Annotated in this window: 28 protein-coding genes, 1 riboswitch and 2 other annotated features; of the genes, 7 read left to right on the top strand and 21 right to left on the bottom strand. The window is 35.2% G+C overall.

Going from position 1 to position 25,210, the window contains the following annotated elements:
- The first annotated feature begins 115 nt into the window (after window positions 1-115).
- Window positions 116-916, top strand: coding sequence for a sulfite exporter TauE/SafE family protein (locus AC0OM3_RS17330; RefSeq protein ID WP_000455762.1), 801 nt, complete (start codon window positions 116-118; stop codon window positions 914-916).
- A 293-nt stretch (window positions 917-1,209) separates the two neighbouring features.
- Here the strand turns inward: AC0OM3_RS17330 and AC0OM3_RS17335 are convergent, their stop codons facing one another.
- Window positions 1,210-1,437, bottom strand: coding sequence for a hypothetical protein (locus AC0OM3_RS17335; protein ID WP_000883009.1), 228 nt, complete (start codon window positions 1,435-1,437; stop codon window positions 1,210-1,212).
- A 170-nt stretch (window positions 1,438-1,607) separates the two neighbouring features.
- Between AC0OM3_RS17335 and AC0OM3_RS17340 the strand changes: the two genes are divergently transcribed.
- A complete protein-coding gene (locus AC0OM3_RS17340) occupies window positions 1,608-2,120 on the top strand; it encodes a Crp/Fnr family transcriptional regulator (protein WP_000600582.1) in 513 nt (170 codons plus the stop codon).
- A gap of 17 nt (window positions 2,121-2,137) precedes the next feature.
- On the opposite strand, the gene hmpA is transcribed toward AC0OM3_RS17340, so the two are convergent.
- From hmpA to AC0OM3_RS17355, 3 genes are all read right to left on the bottom strand, one after another.
- Window positions 2,138-3,346, bottom strand: coding sequence for an NO-inducible flavohemoprotein (hmpA, locus tag AC0OM3_RS17345; RefSeq protein ID WP_000947332.1), 1,209 nt, complete (start codon window positions 3,344-3,346; stop codon window positions 2,138-2,140).
- 159 nt (window positions 3,347-3,505) lie between these two features.
- Window positions 3,506-4,024, bottom strand: coding sequence for a hypothetical protein (locus tag AC0OM3_RS17350; RefSeq protein ID WP_474212495.1), 519 nt, complete (start codon window positions 4,022-4,024; stop codon window positions 3,506-3,508).
- Window positions 4,025-4,138: 114 nt separating this feature from the next.
- Window positions 4,139-5,236, bottom strand: a complete 1,098-nt coding sequence (locus tag AC0OM3_RS17355) for a site-2 protease family protein (protein ID WP_000794471.1) — start codon at window positions 5,234-5,236, stop codon at window positions 4,139-4,141.
- 151 nt (window positions 5,237-5,387) lie between these two features.
- Between AC0OM3_RS17355 and AC0OM3_RS17360 the strand changes: the two genes are divergently transcribed.
- Window positions 5,388-5,585 (top strand): hypothetical protein, encoded by a 198-nt coding sequence (locus tag AC0OM3_RS17360; RefSeq protein WP_001053357.1) that lies wholly within the window; start codon window positions 5,388-5,390, stop codon window positions 5,583-5,585.
- A 107-nt stretch (window positions 5,586-5,692) separates the two neighbouring features.
- Here AC0OM3_RS17360 and AC0OM3_RS17365 read toward each other — a convergent pair whose 3' ends face one another.
- The gene (locus AC0OM3_RS17365) at window positions 5,693-6,547 is read right to left on the bottom strand and encodes a YhfM domain-containing protein (RefSeq protein WP_474212498.1); all 855 of its coding nucleotides are present in this window, start codon (window positions 6,545-6,547) and stop codon (window positions 5,693-5,695) included.
- A gap of 108 nt (window positions 6,548-6,655) precedes the next feature.
- Between AC0OM3_RS17365 and AC0OM3_RS17370 the strand changes: the two genes are divergently transcribed.
- Complete coding sequence (locus AC0OM3_RS17370; protein ID WP_000026277.1) at window positions 6,656-7,432, top strand: class I SAM-dependent methyltransferase; 777 nt, start codon at window positions 6,656-6,658, stop codon at window positions 7,430-7,432.
- A gap of 40 nt (window positions 7,433-7,472) precedes the next feature.
- On the opposite strand, the gene AC0OM3_RS17375 is transcribed toward AC0OM3_RS17370, so the two are convergent.
- Window positions 7,473-7,682 carry a hypothetical protein gene (locus tag AC0OM3_RS17375; RefSeq protein WP_000880630.1) on the bottom strand — a complete coding sequence of 70 codons (210 nt, stop codon included), beginning with the start codon at window positions 7,680-7,682 and terminating at the stop codon, window positions 7,473-7,475.
- A gap of 272 nt (window positions 7,683-7,954) precedes the next feature.
- Window positions 7,955-8,213: a binding site (T-box leader), on the top strand.
- Window positions 8,214-8,272: 59 nt separating this feature from the next.
- Here AC0OM3_RS17375 and brnQ3 point away from each other — a divergent pair.
- Window positions 8,273-9,628, top strand: coding sequence for a branched-chain amino acid transport system II carrier protein BrnQ3 (gene brnQ3, locus AC0OM3_RS17380; RefSeq protein ID WP_001099173.1), 1,356 nt, complete (start codon window positions 8,273-8,275; stop codon window positions 9,626-9,628).
- Window positions 9,629-9,650: 22 nt separating this feature from the next.
- Here brnQ3 and AC0OM3_RS17385 read toward each other — a convergent pair whose 3' ends face one another.
- The 9 genes from AC0OM3_RS17385 to gltP all read right to left on the bottom strand — a co-directional run bounded on the left by AC0OM3_RS17385 (window position 9,651) and on the right by gltP (window position 17,325).
- Entirely contained in the window at window positions 9,651-9,989 is a 339-nt protein-coding gene (locus AC0OM3_RS17385; RefSeq protein WP_116777483.1) for a DUF3922 domain-containing protein, read from the bottom strand.
- A gap of 57 nt (window positions 9,990-10,046) precedes the next feature.
- Window positions 10,047-10,679 carry a response regulator gene (locus AC0OM3_RS17390; protein WP_000598709.1) on the bottom strand — a complete coding sequence of 211 codons (633 nt, stop codon included), beginning with the start codon at window positions 10,677-10,679 and terminating at the stop codon, window positions 10,047-10,049.
- On the bottom strand, window positions 10,676-11,731 hold the full coding sequence (locus AC0OM3_RS17395; RefSeq protein ID WP_000744331.1) for a sensor histidine kinase: 1,056 nt from the start codon (window positions 11,729-11,731) through the stop codon (window positions 10,676-10,678). The genes AC0OM3_RS17390 and AC0OM3_RS17395 overlap by 4 nt, the downstream gene beginning before the upstream one ends.
- Window positions 11,731-12,471 (bottom strand): cell wall-active antibiotics response protein LiaF, encoded by a 741-nt coding sequence (gene liaF, locus AC0OM3_RS17400; RefSeq protein WP_000716094.1) that lies wholly within the window; start codon window positions 12,469-12,471, stop codon window positions 11,731-11,733. The genes AC0OM3_RS17395 and liaF overlap by 1 nt, the downstream gene beginning before the upstream one ends.
- A gap of 106 nt (window positions 12,472-12,577) precedes the next feature.
- Window positions 12,578-13,240: a PspA/IM30 family protein gene (locus tag AC0OM3_RS17405; protein ID WP_000814126.1), complete on the bottom strand. Its 663-nt coding sequence runs from the start codon at window positions 13,238-13,240 to the stop codon at window positions 12,578-12,580.
- Window positions 13,241-13,287: 47 nt separating this feature from the next.
- Window positions 13,288-13,644, bottom strand: coding sequence for a lmo0954 family membrane protein (locus tag AC0OM3_RS17410; RefSeq protein ID WP_000808640.1), 357 nt, complete (start codon window positions 13,642-13,644; stop codon window positions 13,288-13,290).
- A 182-nt stretch (window positions 13,645-13,826) separates the two neighbouring features.
- Complete coding sequence (locus AC0OM3_RS17415) at window positions 13,827-15,143, bottom strand: Na+/H+ antiporter NhaC family protein (protein WP_000665488.1); 1,317 nt, start codon at window positions 15,141-15,143, stop codon at window positions 13,827-13,829.
- A gap of 94 nt (window positions 15,144-15,237) precedes the next feature.
- Window positions 15,238-15,343: riboswitch (SAM riboswitch) on the bottom strand.
- A 120-nt stretch (window positions 15,344-15,463) separates the two neighbouring features.
- Window positions 15,464-15,982: a ribonuclease FAU-1 family protein gene (locus AC0OM3_RS17420; RefSeq protein ID WP_000824650.1), complete on the bottom strand. Its 519-nt coding sequence runs from the start codon at window positions 15,980-15,982 to the stop codon at window positions 15,464-15,466.
- A 68-nt stretch (window positions 15,983-16,050) separates the two neighbouring features.
- A complete protein-coding gene (gene gltP / locus AC0OM3_RS17425) occupies window positions 16,051-17,325 on the bottom strand; it encodes a glutamate/aspartate:proton symporter GltP (RefSeq protein WP_000821126.1) in 1,275 nt (424 codons plus the stop codon).
- 494 nt (window positions 17,326-17,819) lie between these two features.
- Between gltP and AC0OM3_RS17430 the strand changes: the two genes are divergently transcribed.
- Both AC0OM3_RS17430 and AC0OM3_RS17435 read left to right on the top strand, forming a co-directional pair.
- On the top strand, window positions 17,820-19,094 hold the full coding sequence (locus AC0OM3_RS17430) for a murein hydrolase activator EnvC family protein (protein ID WP_000726084.1): 1,275 nt from the start codon (window positions 17,820-17,822) through the stop codon (window positions 19,092-19,094).
- Window positions 19,095-19,196: 102 nt separating this feature from the next.
- The gene (locus AC0OM3_RS17435; protein ID WP_001096000.1) at window positions 19,197-19,355 is read left to right on the top strand and encodes a hypothetical protein; all 159 of its coding nucleotides are present in this window, start codon (window positions 19,197-19,199) and stop codon (window positions 19,353-19,355) included.
- Window positions 19,356-19,381: 26 nt separating this feature from the next.
- Here AC0OM3_RS17435 and AC0OM3_RS17440 read toward each other — a convergent pair whose 3' ends face one another.
- From AC0OM3_RS17440 to AC0OM3_RS17465, 6 genes are all read right to left on the bottom strand, one after another.
- Window positions 19,382-20,737, bottom strand: a complete 1,356-nt coding sequence (locus AC0OM3_RS17440) for a sodium-dependent transporter (protein ID WP_000665432.1) — start codon at window positions 20,735-20,737, stop codon at window positions 19,382-19,384.
- 111 nt (window positions 20,738-20,848) lie between these two features.
- Window positions 20,849-21,097, bottom strand: a binding site (T-box leader).
- Between the two features lie 64 nt (window positions 21,098-21,161).
- A complete protein-coding gene (locus tag AC0OM3_RS17445) occupies window positions 21,162-21,776 on the bottom strand; it encodes an NAD(P)-binding protein (RefSeq protein WP_000283355.1) in 615 nt (204 codons plus the stop codon).
- On the bottom strand, window positions 21,751-22,506 hold the full coding sequence (locus AC0OM3_RS17450) for a sirohydrochlorin chelatase (RefSeq protein WP_000648889.1): 756 nt from the start codon (window positions 22,504-22,506) through the stop codon (window positions 21,751-21,753). The genes AC0OM3_RS17445 and AC0OM3_RS17450 overlap by 26 nt, the downstream gene beginning before the upstream one ends.
- 1 nt (window position 22,507) lies before the next feature.
- Window positions 22,508-23,284, bottom strand: coding sequence for a uroporphyrinogen-III C-methyltransferase (cobA, locus tag AC0OM3_RS17455; protein WP_000521258.1), 777 nt, complete (start codon window positions 23,282-23,284; stop codon window positions 22,508-22,510).
- An 86-nt stretch (window positions 23,285-23,370) separates the two neighbouring features.
- On the bottom strand, window positions 23,371-23,571 hold the full coding sequence (locus AC0OM3_RS17460) for a DUF3906 family protein (RefSeq protein WP_000366922.1): 201 nt from the start codon (window positions 23,569-23,571) through the stop codon (window positions 23,371-23,373).
- Window positions 23,572-23,581: 10 nt separating this feature from the next.
- Complete coding sequence (locus AC0OM3_RS17465) at window positions 23,582-25,204, bottom strand: nitrite/sulfite reductase (protein WP_000119627.1); 1,623 nt, start codon at window positions 25,202-25,204, stop codon at window positions 23,582-23,584.
- Window positions 25,205-25,210 lie beyond the last annotated feature (6 nt).

A 25,210-nucleotide genomic window follows, 5' to 3' on the forward strand; every position in this document is an offset into this window, starting at 1 on the left:
AAAAGTCGTCTTCCTTATTTTTCTAGGAAGACGACTTTTTTGTGAACAAGCCTATTTCTCATTAAAAAGCGTGTATAATAATTGGTGGATAAGTTATTTAGAGGAGTTGGCAATTTTGGAATACATCATGTTACTTTTCATCGGACTAATCGCCGGAACAGTCGGCAGCCTAGTTGGGCTTGGAGGCGGAATTATTATTGTTCCGTTATTAATTGGATTACACAGTTTATCACCACAACTTGCAGTAGGGACTTCTATGGTAACAGTCGTTTTCACAGGACTATCTTCCACCCTTACTTACATGAAGCATAAGCGAGTAGATTATAAAAGTGGACTTATTTTATTTATCGGAAGCGGCCCTGGTGGTATTATTGGATCATGGGCAAATAAATTTTTAAACCAAGACACATTTTCTTTATACTTTGGGATTTTCCTTATATTCGTCTCAATTCTACTTATGCTTCGAGACAAATTAAAACCTCTTTCCCTCTCAAATACGTCTGTAATTAAGCGTTCTTTTACAGATAATGATGGAAATACTGTACACTACCAATTCCCACCGTTTCTTGCTATCTTTATCGCCTTTATAGTTGGGTTTATATCTGGATTATTTGGAATTGGTGGCGGTGCCTTACTTGTTCCAGCAATGATGCTTCTTTTTGCATTCCCAGCACATATTGCAGTAGCAACTTCAATGTTCATCGTATTTCTATCAGCAATTGTAAGTTCTGCAACTCACATCTCACTTGGAAATGTCAGCTGGATTTATGCATTAATCCTGATTCCGGGTGCATGGATCGGCGGAAAAATCGGGGCTTACATTAATACAAAACTAAGTGGAAATGCCGTAATTAATTTATTACGTATTACGTTAATTATTCTTGGAACTAGATTAATCATTATTTCCCTTTTATAACGTATTCTTTTTAGAATGCGTTTTTCTTATACACATGAATATAAAAATCCTCCGAGGAGAACAAATAAAATTAAACAAACACATAATAACATATAATTTGAAATATGTACTTTCTTCAAGTTGACCACTCCTATAACTGCGACTGTTATCTTTATGATAGCGAAAAAATAGTTCACTTGCAGTTACAGAGCGCTAACAATGCAAAATCAATTATTACAAATTTTATCCTTATATTTCATTTCTTTGTATATTCTATCGATTTAATAAAAAAAGATGTCATATTGACATCTTTTTTAATGAAGAAGTGACCATCCCATGAAGTCTTCATGTACTTGGCACGCCCTCTTATCGTTTCGATCATATAATTCAGCATAACTATCTGTTTCTTCATCATAAGCCATCGTATAAATAATTTGGCCGTCTACTTCAACGGATAAAACGACTCCACCTTTCATCTCTTCTACATGAATGATAGCATTCGCCGGAATTCTCATATCCGTCATTCTCATCGCATCTAACAATATACTAAACCCCCTACAGCGTATTCATTGCTAGTACTATTACACACTAAATAGTATACTACTGTAATAGCATACATTTCGTCAATGAAATTGCTGTTGAAATAGCATATTGTCTATATACATATACGCTAAAATAGAAGAAATAGAAACATATTAATGGGGGGCTAACATTGATTCTACACAAAGGAGATGTACTATTCCGTCAAGGCGAGGACGGTCCTTTATACTTTATAAAAACAGGCTTATTAAAAGTAGTTCGGCTAGAAGAAGACGGAACACCATTTTTATTCAACATTATCGTTCCAGGTGAAACGATACCTCATCATTCTTTAATTTCGCCGAAAGAATATCACGGTACAGCTATCGCTTTAATAAAAACAGAAGTGGAACCGATCACTAGTAATGAATGGTACGAGAGACTTCAAGCAAATCCCGAATCGTATGCTAACATCGCTATGCAATTGCAATCTAAATTAAGAATGATGCAACAACGAATTGATCAATTGACAACCGTCTCTCCGAAAGAACGTCTTCATCGTTTACAAGAATGGTTCACCCTATATTTAGGTGACATTCCTATATATGAAATATTAACACAAACCGAAATTGGCCAACTGATAGGTATACGCCGTGAAACAGTAAACCGTTTATTACGAGAACAAATAAAAAACGAGGTAAAATAAATACCTCGTTTTTTTGCTTATTGTAAGCTTGTTGCTGGGCCGAAAAATTCATAATGAATATGCTCTTGTTTCACACCTAAATCAGTTAGTGCAGCATTTATATGCTTCATAAATGCTACTGGACCACAGAAATAAAATTCTGCTTCAGTTGTCGGAATAATAGTTTTTAACCACTCACTTTCAATGTAACCTTCTTTATCAAAGTTCTTCATTTCTAAATCTTTTTCAGTCGGTGCAGAATAACAAGTATATGCTTTAACTTGTTCATATTCATTTTCTACTGCCTTAACGTGTTCTTTCATTGCATGTGTATTACTATTTATTGCTGCATGAACAAAATATACATTACGTTTTGAATCTTGTTCAATTAACGTATTTAACATACTCATCATCGGTGTAACCCCTACTCCACCACTAATTAGTACAACTGGTAATGTTGAATCCATATTTAACACGAAATCTCCTGCTGGTGCACTTACTGGTAAAACATCTCCTTCTTTTACATGTTCATGTAAGTAATTAGACACTTTACCGTCTGGTGTATCTACACTTTTTTCTTTTTTTACACTAATACGATAATATTCTTTCCCAGGAGCGTCGGATAAACTGTATTGACGATTATGTGTATATGTCTCACCTTCAATATTGATTTGAACCGTTACATATTGACCTGGGATGAATGAAGAAACTTTCCCTCCATCTTCAGGTTTCAAATAAAATGACGTAATAACATCGCTTTCCTTCACTTTTTTAACAATCACAAATTTGCGGAAGTCTTTCCATCCACCTTCTTTATGTGCAGCTTCTTCATACATCTCTGCTTCAATGCTAATGAATGCATCAGCAATGACACCATATGCTTCTCCCCATGCATTTAAAACTTCATCAGGTGCACCTGCGACCTCTTTAATGGCACGTAGTAAACATGTACCTACAATCGGATAATGCTCAGCTTTAATCCCTAAACTTCTATGCTTATGACCAATTTGTTTTACAACTGGAATAATTGCTTCTAAATTATCAATGTACGTTGCAGCTGCATAAACAGCATTCGCTAACGCTTGTTGTTGTCTTCCCTTTTTCTGATTCGTATGGTTGAAAATATTCAACAACTCCGGATGTTCCGAAAATAAAATTTGATAGAATCTCGTTGTAATTTCAACACCTTTTTCTTGTAGTAATGGTACTGTTGACTTTACGATTTCAATTGTTTTTGCACTTAACATTGTATCCCACTCCTCTATTTCCTTAACTGTTTTTAGTTTAACTGAATCTTATAATGCAGATTGTGATTTTAATCACTATTAACACGGTGTTTTTGTGAATAATATATGAACATTGCATTTACAAAACAAAATAAGCTAACTAGAATTCTAGCTAGCTTATTATTTTGTTTTTATAGCTTGTTCAATTACTTTTATATCTTTCCCATCGCCAAACTCCGTATACCCCCAGATATTCGTTTCACCTCTATATTTATTTACGATAATATCCAAGTCATGATATACACGGTGGGCATACACTACATACTCAATATTTTGAAATTCCACACCTTTTTTTACAATTTCATAGCTTCTATTTACATCGCGTTTTATTTTTTCATTCTTTATTTCCGTATGTATATTTTTTAAAGATTGTTCTTGTTGTTGAAACCATTGCTTAAATTGATTCCAATCCCCGTCTGTATAATTCTCTGCTTTACCGTAATTTAAGAAATTATTATAGCTTTCATGTGTCATTCGAATAAAATCTAGCACTTTTGTCTCTTCTTGCACATCTTCTATTTGAGCTATTGTATTTACCTCAGCAGGCTTATTCGCATAATGTAACAGCACTTTCATAAGACTATAACTAGCCATGATCATCACGATAATAATTCCAAATACATTTAACAATTTCTTCATATACAGAACTCCTTCTCTACTAAAAATATTACAACGTATGACTATACATGTAACATTCTCTCGTAGAAATATAATTCCTGTATTAATTCTTCCTATCATTTCGACAATGTTTTTCTATACATTTCTCGTTGGCAAATAATCTTGTAAAACAATATATCCTTCATAAGCTGTGTAACCGAGTATAGCCATTAATCCGATATAACAAGCAAATACTGTCCATTTCGTTTTCGCATCCACTTTATAATAGTTTTCTTGTTGTTCCTTTTCTGTTTTCCATTCATTTAATTTTCTTTCTGACGCTTCAAATGCTTCCCTTATGTGAATTGTATACTCATCTTTTTCATCTTCATATGGAACATAATCTAACGGTTCGAACTTCGGTAAAAGATACTCTAACACTTCCATTTTTTGAAGTTCACCTATTTGTAACTCTTTTTCCCGTTCTCTTTGTCTTAATGCATGCATCTCATGATGCATCACATATATAGTCCGATGTACAGCACCCGTTTCTTTTAATTCCTCTTCAAGCCTAGTAACATATTCTTTCATCCCATCAATTTTATGCCCTAATTCCTTAATCGGCTCATCTCTCTTTATTACTCTATATAACTCCATACAACCGATAATAACAATAAATCCTCCCAAAATACTTTTAAAGTAAATTGAATAGCCAAGTAATAAAATAAGGCCTGCTCCCCAAATTTTAGTACTGACAACTGAAATAATTCTCCCACCATCTAGCGGCGAAACGGGAATTAAATTAAAGAAATTAATCATACTTCCAAGCAAAATAACAAGCGCCCAAAATGGCTCTTTCGTCATTATATAAAGCGGTATCGCTGGTAAAAATGACAGAAGTCCGAAAAGCGGACCCATATAGGCAATGTAAGCTTCATCTTTCGCATTTTTCGGCATCTCTTTCATTCCAATAAGGGCCCCCATAAATGGAATAAAGATTGCTGGCGATGTTGGAATCCCCTTTCTTTTGGCAGCCCATAAATGGCCCATTTCATGAACAAACAACAAATAAATGAGCGCTACTCCAAATTTCCAACCATATAGAACTGCGTATGCGCCAAGCGATAGAAACATACTAAATACCGTTGAAAACTTTGCTAATTTAAAAAATGCAAATACCCACTTTAACTTAGACAGTAAAAATAGACCTATCGCAACAATAATTCCCCATAATCCTTTTTTATTATTTTTCATATTCCTCTCCTTTATCTCTCATTAATGAATCATATTCATTCATCAAAGCTTGTTCTTTTCTCTATTATGACATATTTTTTTCTATTATTAGAAATAATGTTTATATAATCCATTTTAAGCCAAAAATATAAATAAAAGGAGGTGTACACAAATGAATTTACAATCTCTTATAATAGGTGCTCTATCGTTTTTAGCTTCAACTCTTATTTTTTATACCGTTAGTTACGTATTATTATTAGATTTGTTGCCCAATCACGTATTTATTGCCCTTGTCATCCTTTCCGCTCTTATGATTTCTTTTCTTATTACACGAAAATCAATGAATGAGCCATCTACAAAAGCAAAGTAATAGAGAGGGGTGTTTTCCCCTCTCTATTATCATTTCCTAGGAAAGGCCATATAGATTTGACGAGTTTACATTCATTCCAATCAGTAAGGGCTAATTAAAGTCTCACTTTATCTTTGAAAATTCATTTTTTCACCATAATCTTTAACAATCTGAATTATATTTTGAAACAAACCTATTTTTTCTTTTTCACTGTTTAATATTTTCAAATCATAATTTTCGTAATATGTTTCTAATGATTTTAATTGTGATTCTGAAGCGCTTTTTACCTGCACAGTAGCATGCAATTCATATTGCTTATACCCTTCCTTTACTTTTTCACCTAAAATCATTTCACTCTCTTTTGCGCCAATTAATTTTTGAACTTTTTCTGAAAAATTGAGTTGCAAATAATATTCTTTCTCCTTCACTAACTTATTGTATAGTGATTGTGAAATCGTATACCGTACCATATAATTCACGTTTTGATCGCCTGTTTTAATATGAAACGCGGTAATCTGCAAATCTTTTTTTGTTACTTCCGTTAAAGGGCTTACCTGCATCTCATCTTCTTTTTGTTCTGAGACATTTGGAAATATATCCAAAAGCTTTTCCGTATCTTTTTCATTCAACATATACATAGCTTTCTTATATTGCACCCATCCTCGTCTATCTTCTCCCCTTAACCATGCATAATAAGTTTCTTTTTTCCCATCTCTACTAATGTGTATTTCATATTCAGGTTCACCGAAGCTTCCTGTTATTTCTTGTTTTTCAGCTTTATCCAAAATGTCTATTACTAACTTCGCTTCTGATTCTTGCAACTTTTTCTCTTTATGTTTTCTTTGTATAACGGTTACCCCTATTGTTTCTTTCACTTCATTCACCGTCTCTTCTATTTTTTTTGTTTCTTTTTTTGGCTCAACTTGACCACAAGCTGCTAGTAACATAACAAACAACAACACCAATACATATTTCCCTTTCAAATTAATCCTCCTTTTACGATAAGAAATCCTTATAATCTTCATACATAAAACAAAAACGTGACATCCTATTAAATACGCTATACTAATCATTGAAAGGAGGTCTTTATCATGTCCATTAATTTTCATGATGAAAATAATAAGTACACATATGCAACAAGAAACGCTCATATTTCTTGGGCTGAAATGGTAAAAAACATTACAGAAATACAAAACAAGCAAATAATTGATATCGGCTGTGGTGGCGGAATTTATACGAAAGAACTCGCTCTTATGGGAGCAAAAAATGTTGTGGGACTTGATTTTTCAAAAGAAATATTACAAGCTGCAAAAGAAAATTGTAACAACTTTCCAAACATTTCATTCGTCCACAGTGATGCACATAATCTCCCATACCTTAATGAAACATTCGACATAGTTATTTCTCGCGCAGTTATTCATCATTTACAAGACATTCCTACATTTTTACGTGAAGCTTCTCGTATATTAAATAAAAACGGTGTACTTATTTTACAAGATCGAACAATTGAAGATTGTACAATTCCAGGAAGTCCCGAACACATTCGCGGATATTTTTTCTCTCTATTTCCAAAACTTATTGAAATAGAGTCAAAAAGACGTCCAAAAACCAACACTATACAGACAGAATTACAAAAACATTCTCTTCATGTACTTCCCACACAAACACAATGGGAAATACGCAAAATACATGATTCTGTAGAAGCATTATTGCAAGATTTATCTCCTCGAACAGGTCGATCCATTCTATATGAGTTAACAGATGATGAACTTTCTCAACTTCTACATCATATACAGACCGCATTACAAAACGTCTCTCCTATTATTGAAAGAGATCGATGGACAATTTGGAGCGCGATGAAGTTGTAAGGAAGGAAGCCTCACAAAATAATGTGAGGCTTCCTTTCTTTCATAATCTAATTTTGCAACACTCTTGATATCCTCCACTTCTAGCCTGTGCACTTCCACACTTCGGACATACTAAATATCTAGACTGATTTGTCAACAAACTACCTTTTTGAAAGAGTAAAACTTCTGCTTGTTTAAACGAACGCGAATAATATAACCACATAAAACCAATTATAGCAATAATGCCAAATAATACTCCCATCGCAAGCATTTCAGTCACCTCTTTTGGTTTGTTCTTTCCAGCAAGTGGATTGTTGTATTATTCTCTATAAATTCAAACAATCCCTTCTTCACTCCTATAAATATCAATTTTCTCTATAAATTTTACAATTCTCCGCAAATTTTTACTCCCATTTTACAATTCATCATTCCCTTTACAACAACGAATATCACTTTCGATATTTTCGTATATAAATATATCTTCCAAAAAACATATTGACTTTCTAAAAAAAACATGCAACAATACTGTCAGAATACTTGAATAAAAATTCATTGACGAGAACGAGTACGTTATAGAACTGTTCCCCAGAGAGTTGGCGATTTGCTGAAAGCCAACGTTCAGTGCGTAACCGAAAATCATCTCCGAGAAGTAGAACCGAATGTTACAGTAAGTTCTTACCGGCCGTCCCCCGTTACAAGGAACACGTATCATGTTGTACGTTGCAAAGCCGTATACATATAGATTTATTTCTACATGTGTAAATTAGGGTGGTATCGCGGGTAAATATAACTCGTCCCTTTCTTTAGGGACGAGTTTTTTTGTGTTCTTACAAATGAATGAATGAAAAAGGAGGAAAAACAATGAACACTGTATCAAAAAAACATATTTTTTTCACGGGTCTTATGCTATTTTCTTTATTTTTTGGGGCAGGTAATTTAATTTTCCCTCCCATGCTTGGACAAAACGCAGGTGAAAACTTTTGGCCAGCAATGATTGGATTTTTACTAACAGGAGTTGGCTTACCACTACTTACTGTTATCGCAATTTCTCTATCAGGAAATGGAATGCAGCAACTTGCAAGTCATGTTCATCCATTATTCGGAATTTTCTTTACGGTAGTTGTATATATTGCCATCGGTCCATCCATGGGCATCCCACGTGTTGCAAATGTCGCTTATGAAATGGGTGTTAGTTCTTTCTTACCAGAAACAATCCGCTCTAGCAGCCTAGTGCTATTTGTATATACAATCATCTTCTTTACTATCGTATTTTGGCTGAGTTTGAATCCATCTAAACTTGTTGATCGTATTGGAAATATATTAACACCTATTTTATTACTCTCAATTTTCTTATTGTTTGTTAAAAGTGTATTCACACCACTTGGGCAATCAGGACCAGCAATGCAAGAGTATCAAACTTCTCCAATCTTCAAAGGATTTATGGAAGGCTACTTAACAATGGACACCATTTCAGCACTTGCATTCGGAATTATCGTTGTAAATGCAATTCGCTCTAAAGGTGTGAATAATCGTAAGTCCATTGCCATCGCCACAGCAAAAGCAGGGCTTATTGCCGCTACAGGGCTCGTACTTGTATATGGTGCACTCGGCTGGCTCGGGGCAACTAGCGTCTCTCTCGGATATGCAAAAAATGGTGGACAGTTACTTACTGTTATCGTACAACAATTATTCGGTCCGTACGGTTTGCTTCTATTATCTCTTATCGTTACACTCGCTTGCCTAACGACATGTGTTGGACTCGTATCTGCATGCAGCCAATATTTTTCAACGTTATTAACTACATTTTCATACAAAATGTTCGCAAGTATCATTTGTGCTTTAGGGTTACTAGTTGCCAACTTAGGTTTAACAAAAATCATTGCCATCTCTGTTCCAATTCTACTTGTTGTGTATCCAATTGCGATTGTACTCGTACTACTATCATTACTTCATAAATACTTCGGTGGATATCGCTCCGTTTATGTAGGCGCTTTGATTGGAGCAGCAATCGTAAGCGTATTTGATGGATTAAAACAAGGTGGTATTTCCGTTTCATTTATCACATCATATTTTGAATTTATCCCTTTATATAATGAAGGAATAGGCTGGCTAGTACCTGCATTAGCTGGATCTCTTATCGGCCTTACAATCGCTAAGCTAAGTGGTGCGAAAAAAGTCCCCTTGCTAACCGAATCTCATGAAGTAAAAGCATCCTAAAAAACTCCCAAAAGGGAGTTTTTTACATTTGAGAAGCAGTATGATTAAAACTACTTATTTTATACGCTCTCGTATAATAATCGATATTTGTATCCACTGTTTCTACTTTGACAACATCGTAGCAATCTTCTTGCTTTATTAAAAATAAATAGTACTCTTCTGTCGCCTCAATAATTGCAATTTTATCTGTTTCAACATTATATTGTTCACAAAGCGCTTGTAATACGTTCACATAATCCCCTAATTTTTTAGACTTATCCATGCCAAATATAGTTTGAACTAACATATACATTCTCCCCTTTGTATGTACTGTTAACAACCTAATGATAACGCTTACATATATTGACGTCAATAATAAGATTCGGTGCAAATTAATAATCAGTGAGGATAGCTCCCCACTGATTAAAGTTTCACTGTATCATTTCGTCAATTGATGTCTAAACGCATAAATAACCGCCTGTGTCCGATCACTTACATTTAGCTTATTCAATATATTACTCACATGTGTCTTTACTGTTTTGAGCGCAATAAACAACTCATCTGCAATCTCTTGATTACTTTTCCCCTCTGCAATTAATAACAAAATTTCTGACTCTCTTTCTGTTAACTCCTCATGCAAAGGTTGCTCTTTCTTTTGACGCATACGGGACATCATTTTCCCGGTAACTTTCGGCTCTAATACTGTTTCTCCATCATAAGTAGCTCGTACAGCATCTGCAATATCACTTGCTCTTGATGTTTTTAACAAGTAACTGGTCGCCCCAGCCTCAATAACAGGATACAATTTTTCGTCATCTAAAAAACTTGTTACAACTACAATTTTTGCTTCTGGCCATTCTTGAATAATAGCACGTGTTGCTTCGACACCATCCATCTCGTCCATGACAAGGTCCATCAAAATAATATCCGGTCTTAATTGCAAAGCTAACTCTGAACCTTTTCTTCCATTTTCAGCTTCTCCAACTACTTCAATATCTGGCTGCGTTGATAAATATGCAGATACACCCATTCGAACCATTTCATGATCATCCACTAGTAATACTTTTATCATGATTCTCCCCCTCTCTCAATCATAATGGGTACTTTCACTTCTATCTGTGTACCTTTATTTGGAAAACTAAGCACTTTTAATGTACCACCAATTTCATGAACACGCTCTTGCATCGATCTTAGACCATATGAACCAGCCTTATTAACCCCTACTTTAAACCCAACGCCGTCATCAATGATTTTTAAAATCGCATATTGATCAATTTTTCGAAGGCGCACTTCCGTTTTCTTTGCCTTCGCATGCCGTAAAGTATTAGACAGCGCCTCTTGCACAATACGGAATAAGTGATCTTCTACACCTTTTTTTAATTGAATCGGTTCAATTAACCATTCAATTTTCATATGTTGCTTTCTAGACAGTTCTGTTAATAATTCTTCTATACCCTCTGTTAGTTTTTTACCTTCTAACTGTACTGGGCGTAAATGAAGAAGCAATGCTCTCATTTCTGATTGTGCATTTACGACCATATTTTCAACGAGTTGCAACTGCTTTTTCGTCGTTTCTGGAAATTCAGCTACTTGTTCATTAATAGCCGACATCATCATCGACATTGCAAAAAGCTGCTGACTGACAGAATCATGCAGCTCCCTCGCCAATCGATGCCTTTCTTGAGAAATTGCTTCTTGTCTCATCTCTTCATTCCAATGAGCTCGTTCATTCGTTACTTTTTGAAAGAGTCCAGCTTGCTCCTCTAATCGGCGAGCCAGAACGATTACTTTTCGTTCCACTTCATGAAATTCATCATCTGCAGTAAACGAAACATCACTCGGAAAATTCCCTCGCTCTACTTCAAATAGAAACGTATTTAATCCTTGTATACGCTGCTCTATATAGTAACCGATTGCATATCCTACAATTCCTCCGATAAGTAAACTTGTAGTCATAATAAACAAGCCAATTGGAACAGAAGCGATGGATTCCTTCCATAATAAATCATATACTTGTTGCTCGCTTTTCCATACATATACAATTGTACAAATGAGTGCGATACTAACTGAGGACAACATAGAATAACGAATATACATCCACGAAATATTTTTTTGTTTCTTCATTATACTTTCCTCACTTCCGTATCGCCTACGACAAGCGAAGAAATAATTTTTATACGACGAGGAGCCTCTTTATACTGCTCTGTTCTAAATGTAACATTGCGGTTAAACCCTGTCTCCTCATGACCTGGCAAGAGCACACGTCCGACAATAACAGAATGATTTAGAGACAATTCAATATCATACGGCACATATAAACGAATATTACCAACGACACCCCGAATAACAATTACCGTTTCCCCTTCTGGAATCATAGCAGTTGTTAAATCTATTTCCACATCACAAGCACCATATTGAACATTAATATCCTCAAGTTCATAAATATGATCCATCATTCTTACATTGCCTACAAACATATTTTTCAAATATGGTTCTGTACGATATATTTGCTTCTCTTCGTCTATAATCCCTTTTTCTTTAATTTCAACCTTCATTGCTTTTTGCTGATGTCCTTGTTGAATCAATTGATAACCAATTAAAGCTAAACAAGCAAATACGACAAGAACAAATGCTGCTGATGAAAATAAGAAAAATAAAAATACGATACCACCAACAAATAAAAATACATTTCCCCGTACATAACGATTCTTTTTACGATAATGCCTTCCAAACATAAGCATAATAAATGCAAAAATGAGACCACCTGGTTCAAAATGTCCAAGTATCATATCAAGAAAAAGACCGAATCCAAATATGATGAGGAGCATTCCCATTAATTGTGTCTTTGAAAAATGTTTCTTCATTTCAGCTCCCCCCTTCTTGTCACATATACATAGAAGAAAAGGCATTGCTTTCCAACACCTTTTCTCCTATCACTATATCATAAGCCTGTTTTATAATATACTACTATTATTTTGTTAACTCTTTCGTTAACGATATATCATTCTTTTCTTTCATTTCACGCTCAAGTTTTGCAATTTTCATATCAAATGTGTCACGCTCATGCTCTTCATTCATACGAGTTTCTAAGTCACGAATGTGATCTTCAATTTCTTCAAATCGTAAGAACGGATTATTTTCATCCATTTTATGCATCGCAGTATTCATACGACGATTTGCATGTGCCATATTTTCACGTGCCATTAGTTCCATACGCTTTGCGTGCATTTCTTTTAACTTATTTTTCATTTCAGAAAGACGACGCTCTAACTCATCAATTTGCTCTACAACACCTGCATACATTTCTTCTAATCGAGTTACTTGCCCTTCATAATAAGCTACCTCTTCTAAAGCACGTTCATGCAATTGTAATTCGCCTGCTTCTTGAGCAATGATAGCTTGCTTTGATCTTTTATTAACGAAATAACGCGCTTGCTCAAGCTCACGAGCAAAGTTAGATTTTAATGTTTTATGACGCTCAATTAACTTCTCAATTTTTGTTATTTCGCGCTCACTATCACGTAAATATTGGTTTAACATCGCAATTGGATTTTTTCTTTCCTTCTCATCTAACACGTTATGAAAATCAGCTAAAATTGCATCGCGTACACGTCCGAATAAAGATTGTTTCATTATAAATCTTCCTCTCTTCTACTTTATTTATAATTTGATTTATTGTTTTAATTTTTCATTAATTTGTTCCACTCATCTTCAAAGTTGCTATATGGTTTAGAACTTTCTGGAGCAGATTCAACAACTACATCTTTTTCTTTTTTCCACTCACGGTATCCGTAATATAAAACCACTAAAGCAGCGATACCGATTAATGCTGGCGAATGAGAAAGTGCAATGGATAAACCGATTAAACCAACAATACCCCAAGCTAACTTTCCAAAAAATGATTTAGCTCGCACAAATGATTTATAGCTCCAATATACAACTCCTGCTCCGATTGCGAACCCTACAATACCAGCAAGACTACCAAGAGCAATTAAAGCCAAAATACCGGCTGCGATAAACGCTAGAAATTGTTTCATCTTGTGCTTGCCTCCCTTCGATTTGATACTCTTATCTTAACTATTTTTTCATCTTTCCATAACGAGCTTAAGAACCGTTTTTAACTCAGACTTAAGACCGAGTCATATTCAGCCCTTTACGCAAAAAAACGTGCAGAGTCTATTCTCTGCACGTTTTTTTAATTACTAACATTCATATTAAATTAAGCTGTTTTATGATACTTTTTTTTCTCAGCTACTTTCGAAAACCTTGGAAACCCAATTAAAATAGAAACAATCCCACATACTCCAACTAAGATTGGATAAAATGCATATGGTAACAATTCAACCGGAGATAACGCTGCAAATCCTGCTGCCGTTAACATTTGGGCACCGTACGGAATTAATCCTTGCACACAACATGAGAAAAGATCTAATACACTCGCTGATTTACGAGGGTCTATTTCATATTGATCTGCAATATTTTTTGCAAGCGGGCCTGTAAAGATAATTGAAATCGTATTATTCGCTGTACACATATTTGTCATACTCACTAAACCAGCAATACCAAATTCCGCTCCTTTTTTCGAACGAATATTACGTGTTAATACATTCATTAAATATTGAATACCACCATTATATTGGATTAATTCAACCATACCGCCAATTAATATAGCAAGTAATACTAACTCCATCATACCGCCCATTCCAGTCGTTACACTTTTAAAGAAACTTTCTAACGTGTAACTTCCATCTATAAGACCGATAACACCAGATAGTACAGTTCCACCAGTTAATACAATAAGTACATTCCAGCCAAGTAGCGCTGTAATAAGTACTCCTGCATACGGTAAAATCTTTATCCAATCAAAGCTATGCGCTTTAACCTGCGTATCACTTCCTGAAGTAACTATTACTAATAGTACAATTGTGATAATAGCTGCTGGTAATACAATTAAAAAGTTCGTTTTAAACTTATCTTTCATTTCTGTTCCTTGTGAACGAACAGCTGCGATTGTTGTATCTGAAATAAATGATAAATTATCACCAAACATCGCTCCGCCAACAACAGTAGCCATCGCAAGCGCAATTGAGATATCAGTTTGACCACTAATACCTACAGCAATCGGTGCTAATGCTGCAATTGTTCCCATTGAAGTTCCCATCGCTAATGAAATAAACGCAGCAATAACAAAGATTCCAGCTATGATAAATCCTGGCGGTAAAATAGTTAACGCTAAATTAACAGTTGAGTCTACTCCGCCCATTCCTTTAGCAGTTTCAGAAAATGCACCTGCAAGCACAAAAATTAATACCATAATCATAATATCCGGATTTCCTGCACCTTTAGCGAACCGCTCGACTTTCACATTAAAACTTTCTTTACGATTCATCACTAAAGCGACTCCTACAGCAATTGAAATCGCTACAAGTATCGGCAATTTATAGAAATCACCTGTAATAATTCCAGAACCAATAAATAGCGCCAAAAATATCCCAAGTGGTAATAAAGCTAAACCATTTCCTCTCGTTTCTTTCAAAGTACCATCTCTCCCTAGTTTCAACCTTTTTCTAATGAATAACAAAAGACCTCTTCCAATGAGAAGAGGTCTTATACATCTATAAGAAACGCTCTTCTCATCTTTCAAGCACACGCTTGCTGGATTTGGCACAGCACTCTGAAATCGAGTCCGCTGCCGAGGCATCGTAGGGCCAGTCCCTCCGCCTCTCTTTATAAGAAGGTTTCATATTTATTTTTTAATAATAATTTCTTTCCTAACTTTACTCGCTTACAAAACAAAAGTCAATTGTTTTTTGTATAGATTTTTTTGGTAATTATACAAAAATGTGAATACAACAATCATTTTAACTTTTCGATTTCTTCTTCTAATATTGAAATCCAATAAAATTCACTATTTTTTATTGCAGCTAATATCCATTTCGTAGTGTACCAAGCTAACTCATACTCTTCCTTCGTGACATCGCCACTTTTATAAGCATCCTCTAGCTCCTCTTCATCTAATACATACACCTTACCGCTAGATAATAATACTACATCTAAATATAAATCATCAAAATAAGGTAAACCACGATCGTCTATTTTATATTCTTTCGCCACATCGATATAATATTGCACTAATTTTTTCTGATCATCTAACATAGCGGTAATCGCAAAGTTTTTCCCGTCTATGAAATATTGAATCCACATATACTGATCCGCTGCAATACAAAGTTCTTCACCATCATATTCTTTACAACTAGGCTTCCTCACCTTTTTTATATCCAGTATTCCGAGCATCCCCTCTTCCACTTGCTTAACCGTATAACCCTTCTCTATTAGCCTCTTCCACGAAGAACCGTCACCATATTTACGTTTCATTATGTCTGCTCCTCTTCTATATACAGAAAAGCTCCCACATATTATGTGAGAGCTTGTTCATATTATAATTAAGCCGCTTGACCCTTTTCAGAAATCTCTTTTAAATAAGCTTGTCCTTTTTCAGCGTCATATTGACCTTCCCACTTAGACATAACTACAGCTGCTAAAGAGTTTCCTACAACGTTAACTGCTGTACGAGCCATATCTAAAATACGGTCAATACCAGCAATGAACGCTAAGCCTTCAGGTGGAATACCTACTGTACCAAGTGTCGCTAATAATACAACGAATGATACGCCCGGTACACCTGCGATACCTTTTGATGTAACCATTAATACAAGCAATAATGTAATTTGTTGTGTAATAGATAAATCAATACCGTACATTTGCGCTAAGAAAATAGCCGCAATTGCTTGATATAAAGTTGATCCATCTAAGTTAAATGAATAACCTGTCGGAATAACGAAAGATGTAATTGCTTTCGGACAACCGAATTTCTCCATTTTCTCCATGATTTTTGGTAAAACTGTTTCTGAGCTTGCTGTAGAATACGCTAAAATCAGCTCGTCTTTTAAAATCTTAAAGAATTGGAAAATATTAATTCCAAATATTTTCGCTGTAAGTCCTAAGACAACTACTACGAAGAAAATCATTGCTCCATATACGACAATTAGTAATTTCCCTAATGGAATTAATGAAGCAAGACCAAATGTAGAAACTGTAACACCAATTAGTGCAAACACACCAAATGGTGCAAATTTCATAACTTGGTTTGTTACGTAAAACATTGCGTCAGCTACACCTTGGAAAAATTGAAGAACTGGTCTTCCTCTTTCACCAATTGCCGCTACACCTAAACCAAATAGTACAGAGAAGAAGATAATAGCAAGCATATCTCCGTCAGCTAATGACTTCATAATGTTCGTTGGAACAATATTTACAAATGTATCTGCAAATGAATGACTTTGTACTTGCTCTGTCGTATGTGTATATTTCGAAATATCTGTCTTTGTTAACTGCTCCATATTTACGCCTTTTCCTGGTTGGAAAATATTCGCTATTAATAGACCAACAATAATTGCAATTGTTGTAATAATTTCAAAGTAAATAATTGTTTTTCCGCCTAGTCGACCTAGTTTTTTAACATCGCCAACACCAGCAACCCCAACAACAATGCTTGCTACAACAATCGGTACAACGATCATTTTAATTAATCGGATGAAAATATCACCAATTGGTTGTAAGTACTTCACAACAGCTGGATTATCAAAGAAAATCGCCCCAACCGCAATACCAAGTGCAAGTCCTATTAATATTTGCCATGCAAGTCCTATTCTTTTCATATTTGTTGTAACCCCCTCTTCGATGTGTCACTCTATCTCTCATTCTATCTCTATAAAACTTGAAATTAAGAGTATTACATATTATTCGACAATTCACTACATTTTGTCCCTGTTAAAAATCATAAATCAAAAATTTAAATCTGACAACAAAATAACTTTGCCCGAACACAAATAATTTTCTTGACAAAAAGCAGACCCATGTCAGAAAACCTAACATGAGAACGATTCCTCACTAGTGTTTTATTAGCTTTCCAAGCAATATCTTATCTCATAAAAACGATTACTTTCCTCCTTTATTTTACAGATAAATCCCAAAATATACCTTTGTTACACATATGAATAAAATGTAAGCACTATGACAATTACAGTTGAAAAATGATAAATTCCGACAAAACTTAGCAATTTTATAAATTTTTCTTTACATTATGATTACAACGATAGACACCCTTCTTCTTATGATATATAACATTCATAGGGAAAGGAGTCAGACAACAATGAAAAAGAAATTTGCAGCGTTTAGTGTTTTAGCAGCAGGAACGATTTTTGCTTCCCCGTTACTTTCACCCGTATACGCTGAAACGAATCAAGATAAATTATCTAATATTCAATCTGAATTAGAAGGCAAACAAAGTGACTTACAAAATAAATCAGTCGAGAAAGAACAAATAGAAAAAGAAATTCAAGAATTACAGAAGAAAATCGATGAATTAACTACTTCTATTAATAAAAATGAGGCTGAATTAAACGATACAAAAAAGGAAATTAGCAAAACGCAACAAGTAATTACTGATAAAAAGAAACATATAGAACAATTACAAACAAACATAGATACACGTCAGGAAGTTATTAAACAACGATTACAATCTATGCAAGAAAAACCGCGTACAAATATCATTACAGAAGTATTAACAAACTCTACAAACATTGCTGATCTTGTTGATAATATGTACTCCGTAAGTTTAATATTAAACAACGATACAGATATTGTAAAAAAACAAACATCTGATCAAAATGCTGTAACAACAGAAAAAGAAGCTGTTGAGAAAAAAGAACAACAACTGAAAGAATCTGAACAAAAACTAGAACAAAAACAGCAAGAATTACAAAATAACCAACAACAGCAACAAACCCTTATTAACGATCTACATACGAAAGTAGCAAAAGTAGATTCAGAGATTGAAGGATTAGAAGAATCCAAAGGCATTTTAGAAAATCAACGTCAAGCTGTTCAAAGAGCAATTGAAGAAGAAAAACGTGCCGAAGAAGCTCGTAAAGCGGAAGAAGCTCGCCAGGCAGAAGAGGCTCGCAAGCAACAAGCTACTAAATCTGCTCAAAAAGCTCAAGCAGCCCCAACACCACATGATACAAATATCGGTGGCTTTATCAAACCAGCAGCCGGATCAAAAACTTCCGGATTTGGTGTACGTTCTTTAGATAACCATAAAGGAATTGACATCGCTGCTTCGGGAACGGTTCCAATTATCGCTGCTGCAGATGGCGTTGTTATTCGCTCAGAATTATCATCTAGTTACGGAAACGTAGTGTATTTATCTCACCGTATAAACGGAAAAACATATACGACAGTATATGCTCATATGAATAGCCGTTCTGTATCGAATGGACAAACTGTAAAACAAGGCGATCAGCTTGGATTTATGGGGAATACGGGCCAATCATACGGACAACATTTACACTTCGAACTCCATCTTGGAGAATGGAATGTCGGCAAGACAAACGCAGTTGACCCATCTCCTTATATCGGATTATAAAAAACCTCGGTGCCTACCGAGGTTTTTTTATTTATACTTCACACAATATAGGCATTCTACATAGACCATAACTAAATGCCTCTAGTTTACGAGGTGATCCATATGAATACGCAATTACAACAAAAAATAGAAGAAGCTAGAGCGACATATATCAGCCGGATATTTACATTTGGCGGCTCAGTTTTATTTTTAATCGGTTCATTCCTCGCAGTCACCACAGCCTATAAAGCATATAATCCTCTATTACATTCAACAACATAAAAAAGACGGGAGCTCCCCGCCTTTTTTTATGCAAACATTTTAAATACACCTATCGCATTTAAAAATACAATTATTACAGTTATCGGAATAACATAACGAAGTAAGAAGAACCAAATGTTAAATAACGTTTCCCCTTTCGTTTCCGTCACTTCTAATTCTTTCATCAACAATTCTTTACTCATTTTATTTGGTACAAATAATGAAATAGCTAGTACCCCTAACGGTAGCAATACGTTACTTACTGAAAAGTCGACTAAATCAAAGAATGTTTTCCCAAATATTTTCACGTCACTCATAATCCCAAATGATAACGCTGATGGAATACCGACTGCAAAAATAAGAATACCAATTAATAATGATGCTGATGGACGCTTCTTCTCATTACCTTTCGCAACAGATGCTACTACTATTTCAAGCATTGAAATTGCTGATGTTAAAGTCGCAAAGAAGAATAAAATTAAAAACATAATAAAGAAAAATTGACCAAATGGTATTTTTGCAAATACTGCTGGAAGGACGATAAACAGTAATCCTGGTCCTTCAGTCGGTTTAACTCCTAATGCGAAAATCGCCGGGAAAATCGCTAATCCTGCAAGTACTGTAACAAAAACAGTTAAACTTACAATAGATGTTGCTGATTTCGCTAAATGTTCCTCTTTCTTTAAATACGAACTATACGTTACCATTACTGAGGCACCTACTGTTAGCGAGAAGAAAGATTGTCCCATCGCATATAAAATCGTATCTGCTGTAAGCTTTGAAAAATCTGGCTTTAAGAAGAACTCTACTCCAGCAAAAGCACCATCGAGTGTTAACGCACGAACAATAATCGCAATAAATAAAATAAATAATAGCGGCATCATGTACTTACTTGCCTTTTCTATACCTTTCTCTACACCTTTACTTACAACAAAAATCGTACAAAGCATAAAGATAAATTGCGCTCCAATCGCACTTAATGGATTGGAAATCGTTTCACCGAACAATTGTCCATAATCAGCTACTCCATTCCAGAAACTTCCTGTCACACTATAATATAAATAAAGTAAAATCCATCCACCTACAACACTATAAAAAGATAGTACACTAAAACAAGTAACAACTCCCATACGACCAATCCAAGGATATAATTTGCTATTTGGCACTAGTACTTTATAAGCTGTAACCGCCTCTTTTTGCGTGCTACGTCCAATAACAAACTCCGCTATTAGAAGAGGCATACCTATAAATAAAGTTAATAGTAAAAATACAAGGAAGAATGCGCCTCCCCCGCCATTACCTGCAACATATGGAAATTTCCATATCGCACCAAGACCTACTGCGGCTCCGGCTGCTGCGAGTACAAAGCCGATTTTCGACGTCCATTGCTGTGTTTCTTTCATCATAAATTCTCCTTTTCTGAATATTTAAACTTTTGTTAATTATACACTTTCATTTCATACTCGCACACCTCCTTTAGAAAATAAAAAAGTCCCCTACACGCAAATATGCATGTAGAGGACGATATATGTAATGTAAATACCGTGGTACCACCTCAATTGGATTGATAAATCCCACTTGTTCAAGTACAGGAATAATTCCGATACTCTATCCTTTTAACGGCAGAACCCGGGTTGCCTACTACAATGTTCAACATACCTCTCGCAAGCCCATTCTGTATATTTTATCGTACCGGGCTCCCACCTAACCCCAGCTCTCTGAACGCATCAAATATACGTACTCTTCTTGCTCATCGATTTCATCTATTGAAGTTACTTGTGATTATAAATTATATTTTTATATTTGTAAAGCGCACTTTATCTTTTATTATTTTAAAATCTTTTCCTCTAATTCTCGTAAAAAACTTTCTCTTTTCCCCTCGTTTTGCACATATACTGATTTCAACACTTCTTGGAGCAATATATTTCGTTCCCTCTTTTCTAACTGTAAATCTTTTAACTTCAACCTTACTTCATATAAAAAATCTAAATATGATTCATATGTCTCATCATATTTATTTGCAATATCATCTCGAATTTTTTTTGCGAGCTTCGGGCTCGCTCCCCCAGTAGAAACTGCTATATTAAGTAAACCACGATGAATCGCTGCCGGAAAATGAACATTACCACTTTCCGGATTTGTAATAACATTTACTAATTGATTCTCAGCGGCATCTTCAGCAACTTGTTCATTTAATATTGAATCACTACTTGCTGCAACAACTAAAAAAGCACTTTTAATATCACTTTTTTCATATTCTCTTTGATACCAACGAATTTTCTTTTCTTCCACAAGTTTTACTAAATTCGCATCTAATTCTGGACTTATCACAACTATATCCGCACCCTGTTTGAGTAAAGGAATAATTTTAAATCCTGCAACTTTTCCCCCGCCAATAACAACAACGCGTTTCTCATTAACTCGCACTGTAAGTGGATACATACTGATCTCCTTTCAATAACTCCGTCGTTTTCTGAATTAACATATCTTGAAACGCTTCATTCTTCCCTAAATATGGACTGATTTTTATCTCTTCCAATTCATATTGGCGCACTTCTTTCTCAATATGTTTCATAAGTAAACCTGTAAATAACAAGTAAGGCAGTACAACGATGTTCTTTTCTTTTCGTTCTACAACTTCCTTTAACTTCTCCTCAAATTTTGGCTCTGCAGCCGCTAAATAACAAACTTCTACTTTTTTAACCTTCTCTTTTGTTTGAAATAAAGAAGCAATCCAGTTTATATCTCTTAATACTTCAGGATCACTACTCCCTCTTGCAACGAGAAGTAACGTCACTTCATTTTTATCTTCCTGTTCGATGCCACTTCCGCTATACACCGATTTAACAAGTGTTTCTGATACACCAAACGGATTACCATAAGTCACTTTAACATTTGGATATTGATTCTTGAGCTTTACCAATTCAAACGGAATATCTTTCTTCACATGACCTGCCGCTAATAAAAAAACAGGGATAGCAATAATCTCTGTGGCCCCACGCTTCACACATGTACGAAAACCATCTTCAATAGAAGGATTCGCTAACTCTAAAAAACAAACTTCTTGAATAGTCGCTTCTATACGGCTCATACACGATGTAATAAATTGAATCGCCTCTTCTTTCGCTGTCTTCAAACGACTTCCATGACATATATATAAAACGGCTTTCATTTTACAACACTCCACTTACTTGATAAGCATTTTCTGTCTGCTTCTCAAACCAATGAATTTTTTCTCTAAAACGGACAACTTCTCCAATTACAATCATGCTCGGATTTTGAATTTGCTCTTTTTTCGCAACATCTACAATTGTCCCTAACGTTCCAACAACTGTGCGCTGCATAGACGTCGTCCCCTGCTCAATAATAGCAGCTGGCGTACTTTTATCTTTTCCATGCTTCATAAGTTGCTCACATATGTAGAGCAAATTACTAACCCCCATATATACCGCTAAAGTCTCTACACCTTTCGCTAAACTTTCCCATTTCACTTCTTCTTCAGCACCTTCTTTCCTATGCCCAGTCACAATAGCAAAACTTGCACTTGCATCACGGTGCGTCACTGGAATACCAGCATAAGCAGGTGCGGCTATTCCAGACGAAATACCTGGGACGATTTCAAATGGTACACCTTGCTTTGCTAATGCTTCGGCTTCTTCTCCCCCTCTACCAAACACAAATGGATCGCCGCCCTTAAGCCTTGTTACAACTTTTCCTTTTTTCGCATACTTAATAAGAAATATATTAATTGTTTCTTGCTTCATCGTGTGATAATTCGGGAGTTTCCCGCAATAAATCAAATCCGCTTCAGGCTTTGCGTGTGAAAGCAGCTCTTTATTCACAAGACGGTCGTATAAAATAACATCTGCCTTCTCAATACATTTCAATCCTTTAACAGTAATTAAATCTGGATCACCAGGACCCGCTCCAACAATATAAACCTTCCCCATCATCTCTCCTCATTTCTACTATTAAAGTGAAACTTCCATCCTTATATATGAATGGAAGTTTTCATTTCTTCATATTTCAATGTTCCTTACTCATGAATAACAAAGGCCGCGCTTTTTCGAATCTTCTTTTTTTCAAATAAAGCAATCTCCTTTACCTCTGGTAACGGTAAAAAATGTTTTTCAAGCTCCATCTCCGCCATCTTAAATGCCTGTTCTTCACTTTCAGCAACAACAACAATTGGAACAATGCTACTCACTAATACCGCTTCAAATCGATATAAATCCATATTGCCCCTCCTAAGACGCTATTACTTCTTCTAACACGTTATTTAACGCTATTTGTAATGTCTCTATACCAACACGACCTACAAAATCATAAAATGTTTCGGCTGGTAATTTGTTCTCTTTGAAATAACTTATAAATGATGCGAGTACATCAGGTAGATCCTCGCCATCTATTTTTCCTTTTAACTTTTGATTGTAGGCACCGCCATCTAACAATGTTCCACCTACGTATATTTCAAACGCTTCAACAATGCCTTTTTCCTTCGTTTTCATTTTCACCCCTTGTAACCCAATGTCAGCAATTTGACGTTGACCACATGAATTCGGGCAGCCTACCATATGAATTCGAACTGGAACATCGAGTGCAATTTGTGTATCTAAGTATTCTGCAATTTTTCTTAATCTTTCTTTCGTTTCTACTAGTGCAAGATTACAATATTCAATACCGGTACATGAAACCGCATAACCAATAAATGATTTCGGGCTAGCAGATATCGCTTCAAACAGCGGTTCACTAAGTAATCCTTTTACATTTTCCGGAGGAACGTTCGGAATAATGAAGTTTTGCGAGTTACATGTACGAATTTGTCCATTTCCATATCGCTTTGCAATTCTTGCAATCTCAAACATTTCTTCTGCATGTAAACGACCTACCGGTACATTAAAACCTACATATTTTAATCCCTTTTGTTTTTGGTCTTGAACACCATAAAAATAGCCTGCATTCCATCCTTTGAGTGCACTTTCCCCTTTACTTTGTAAAGGCCCTGTATACTCTATTAGTTTCTCTTTAAATTTCTCTGCTCCCCAGTCCGCAACAAGAAATTTCAACCGAGCTAAATGACGTTTTTCACGATATCCAAAATCACGGAATATAGTAGCAATTGCAATCGCCACCGCCTTCACTTCTTCTGGTAAAACGAATACATCTAATTCATCAGCTAAATACGGTCGAGCTGATAATCCTCCACCTACTTTTATATGAAAACCAACTTTTTTCTCACCATCTATTTCTTTCGTTGCAGGCGTAAATGCAACACAGTTAATTTCTGCGTTTGCTGAATTATAAATATTAGAACTAATAGACATTTTAAATTTGCGTGGCAAGTTAGAAAACTCTTCATTATGTTGGAAGTAATCATATACTTCTTTTACAATATGCGTTGTATCGAATAGTTCATTTGCATCAATGCCAGCAAGCGGATTACCTGTAATATTCCGCGTTATATCACCACAAGCCCCCGCTGAAGATAACCCAACTCTTGCTAATCTTTTAAAAATATCTGGAATTTGCTGAATTTCTAACCAGTGAAACTGAATCGCCTGTCTCGTCGTAATATCTATTACATCACGTCCATAATCTTCAGCGATAGAAGCAAGTACTTCTGCCTGTGCATTTGTAATAATCCCCGACGGAATATTTACCCGCATCATAAAATAACCAGCTTCTTTCGGTCTTTGTAAATACAAGCCTGCCCATTTAAAGGCATCCCACTCTTCTTTCGGAATAGATTTGAAACCATTTTCCGCATAGTAAGGAATATCATTGAAAATTTCTAAGCCATCTTTTTCTAATTTATTTTTCTCGGTCTGATTTAATTTTTCATTGTTAGCCCATACTTTTTCATAACTCATTGTTTA

Source organism: Bacillus sp. FAU20 (genome assembly GCF_056033865.1).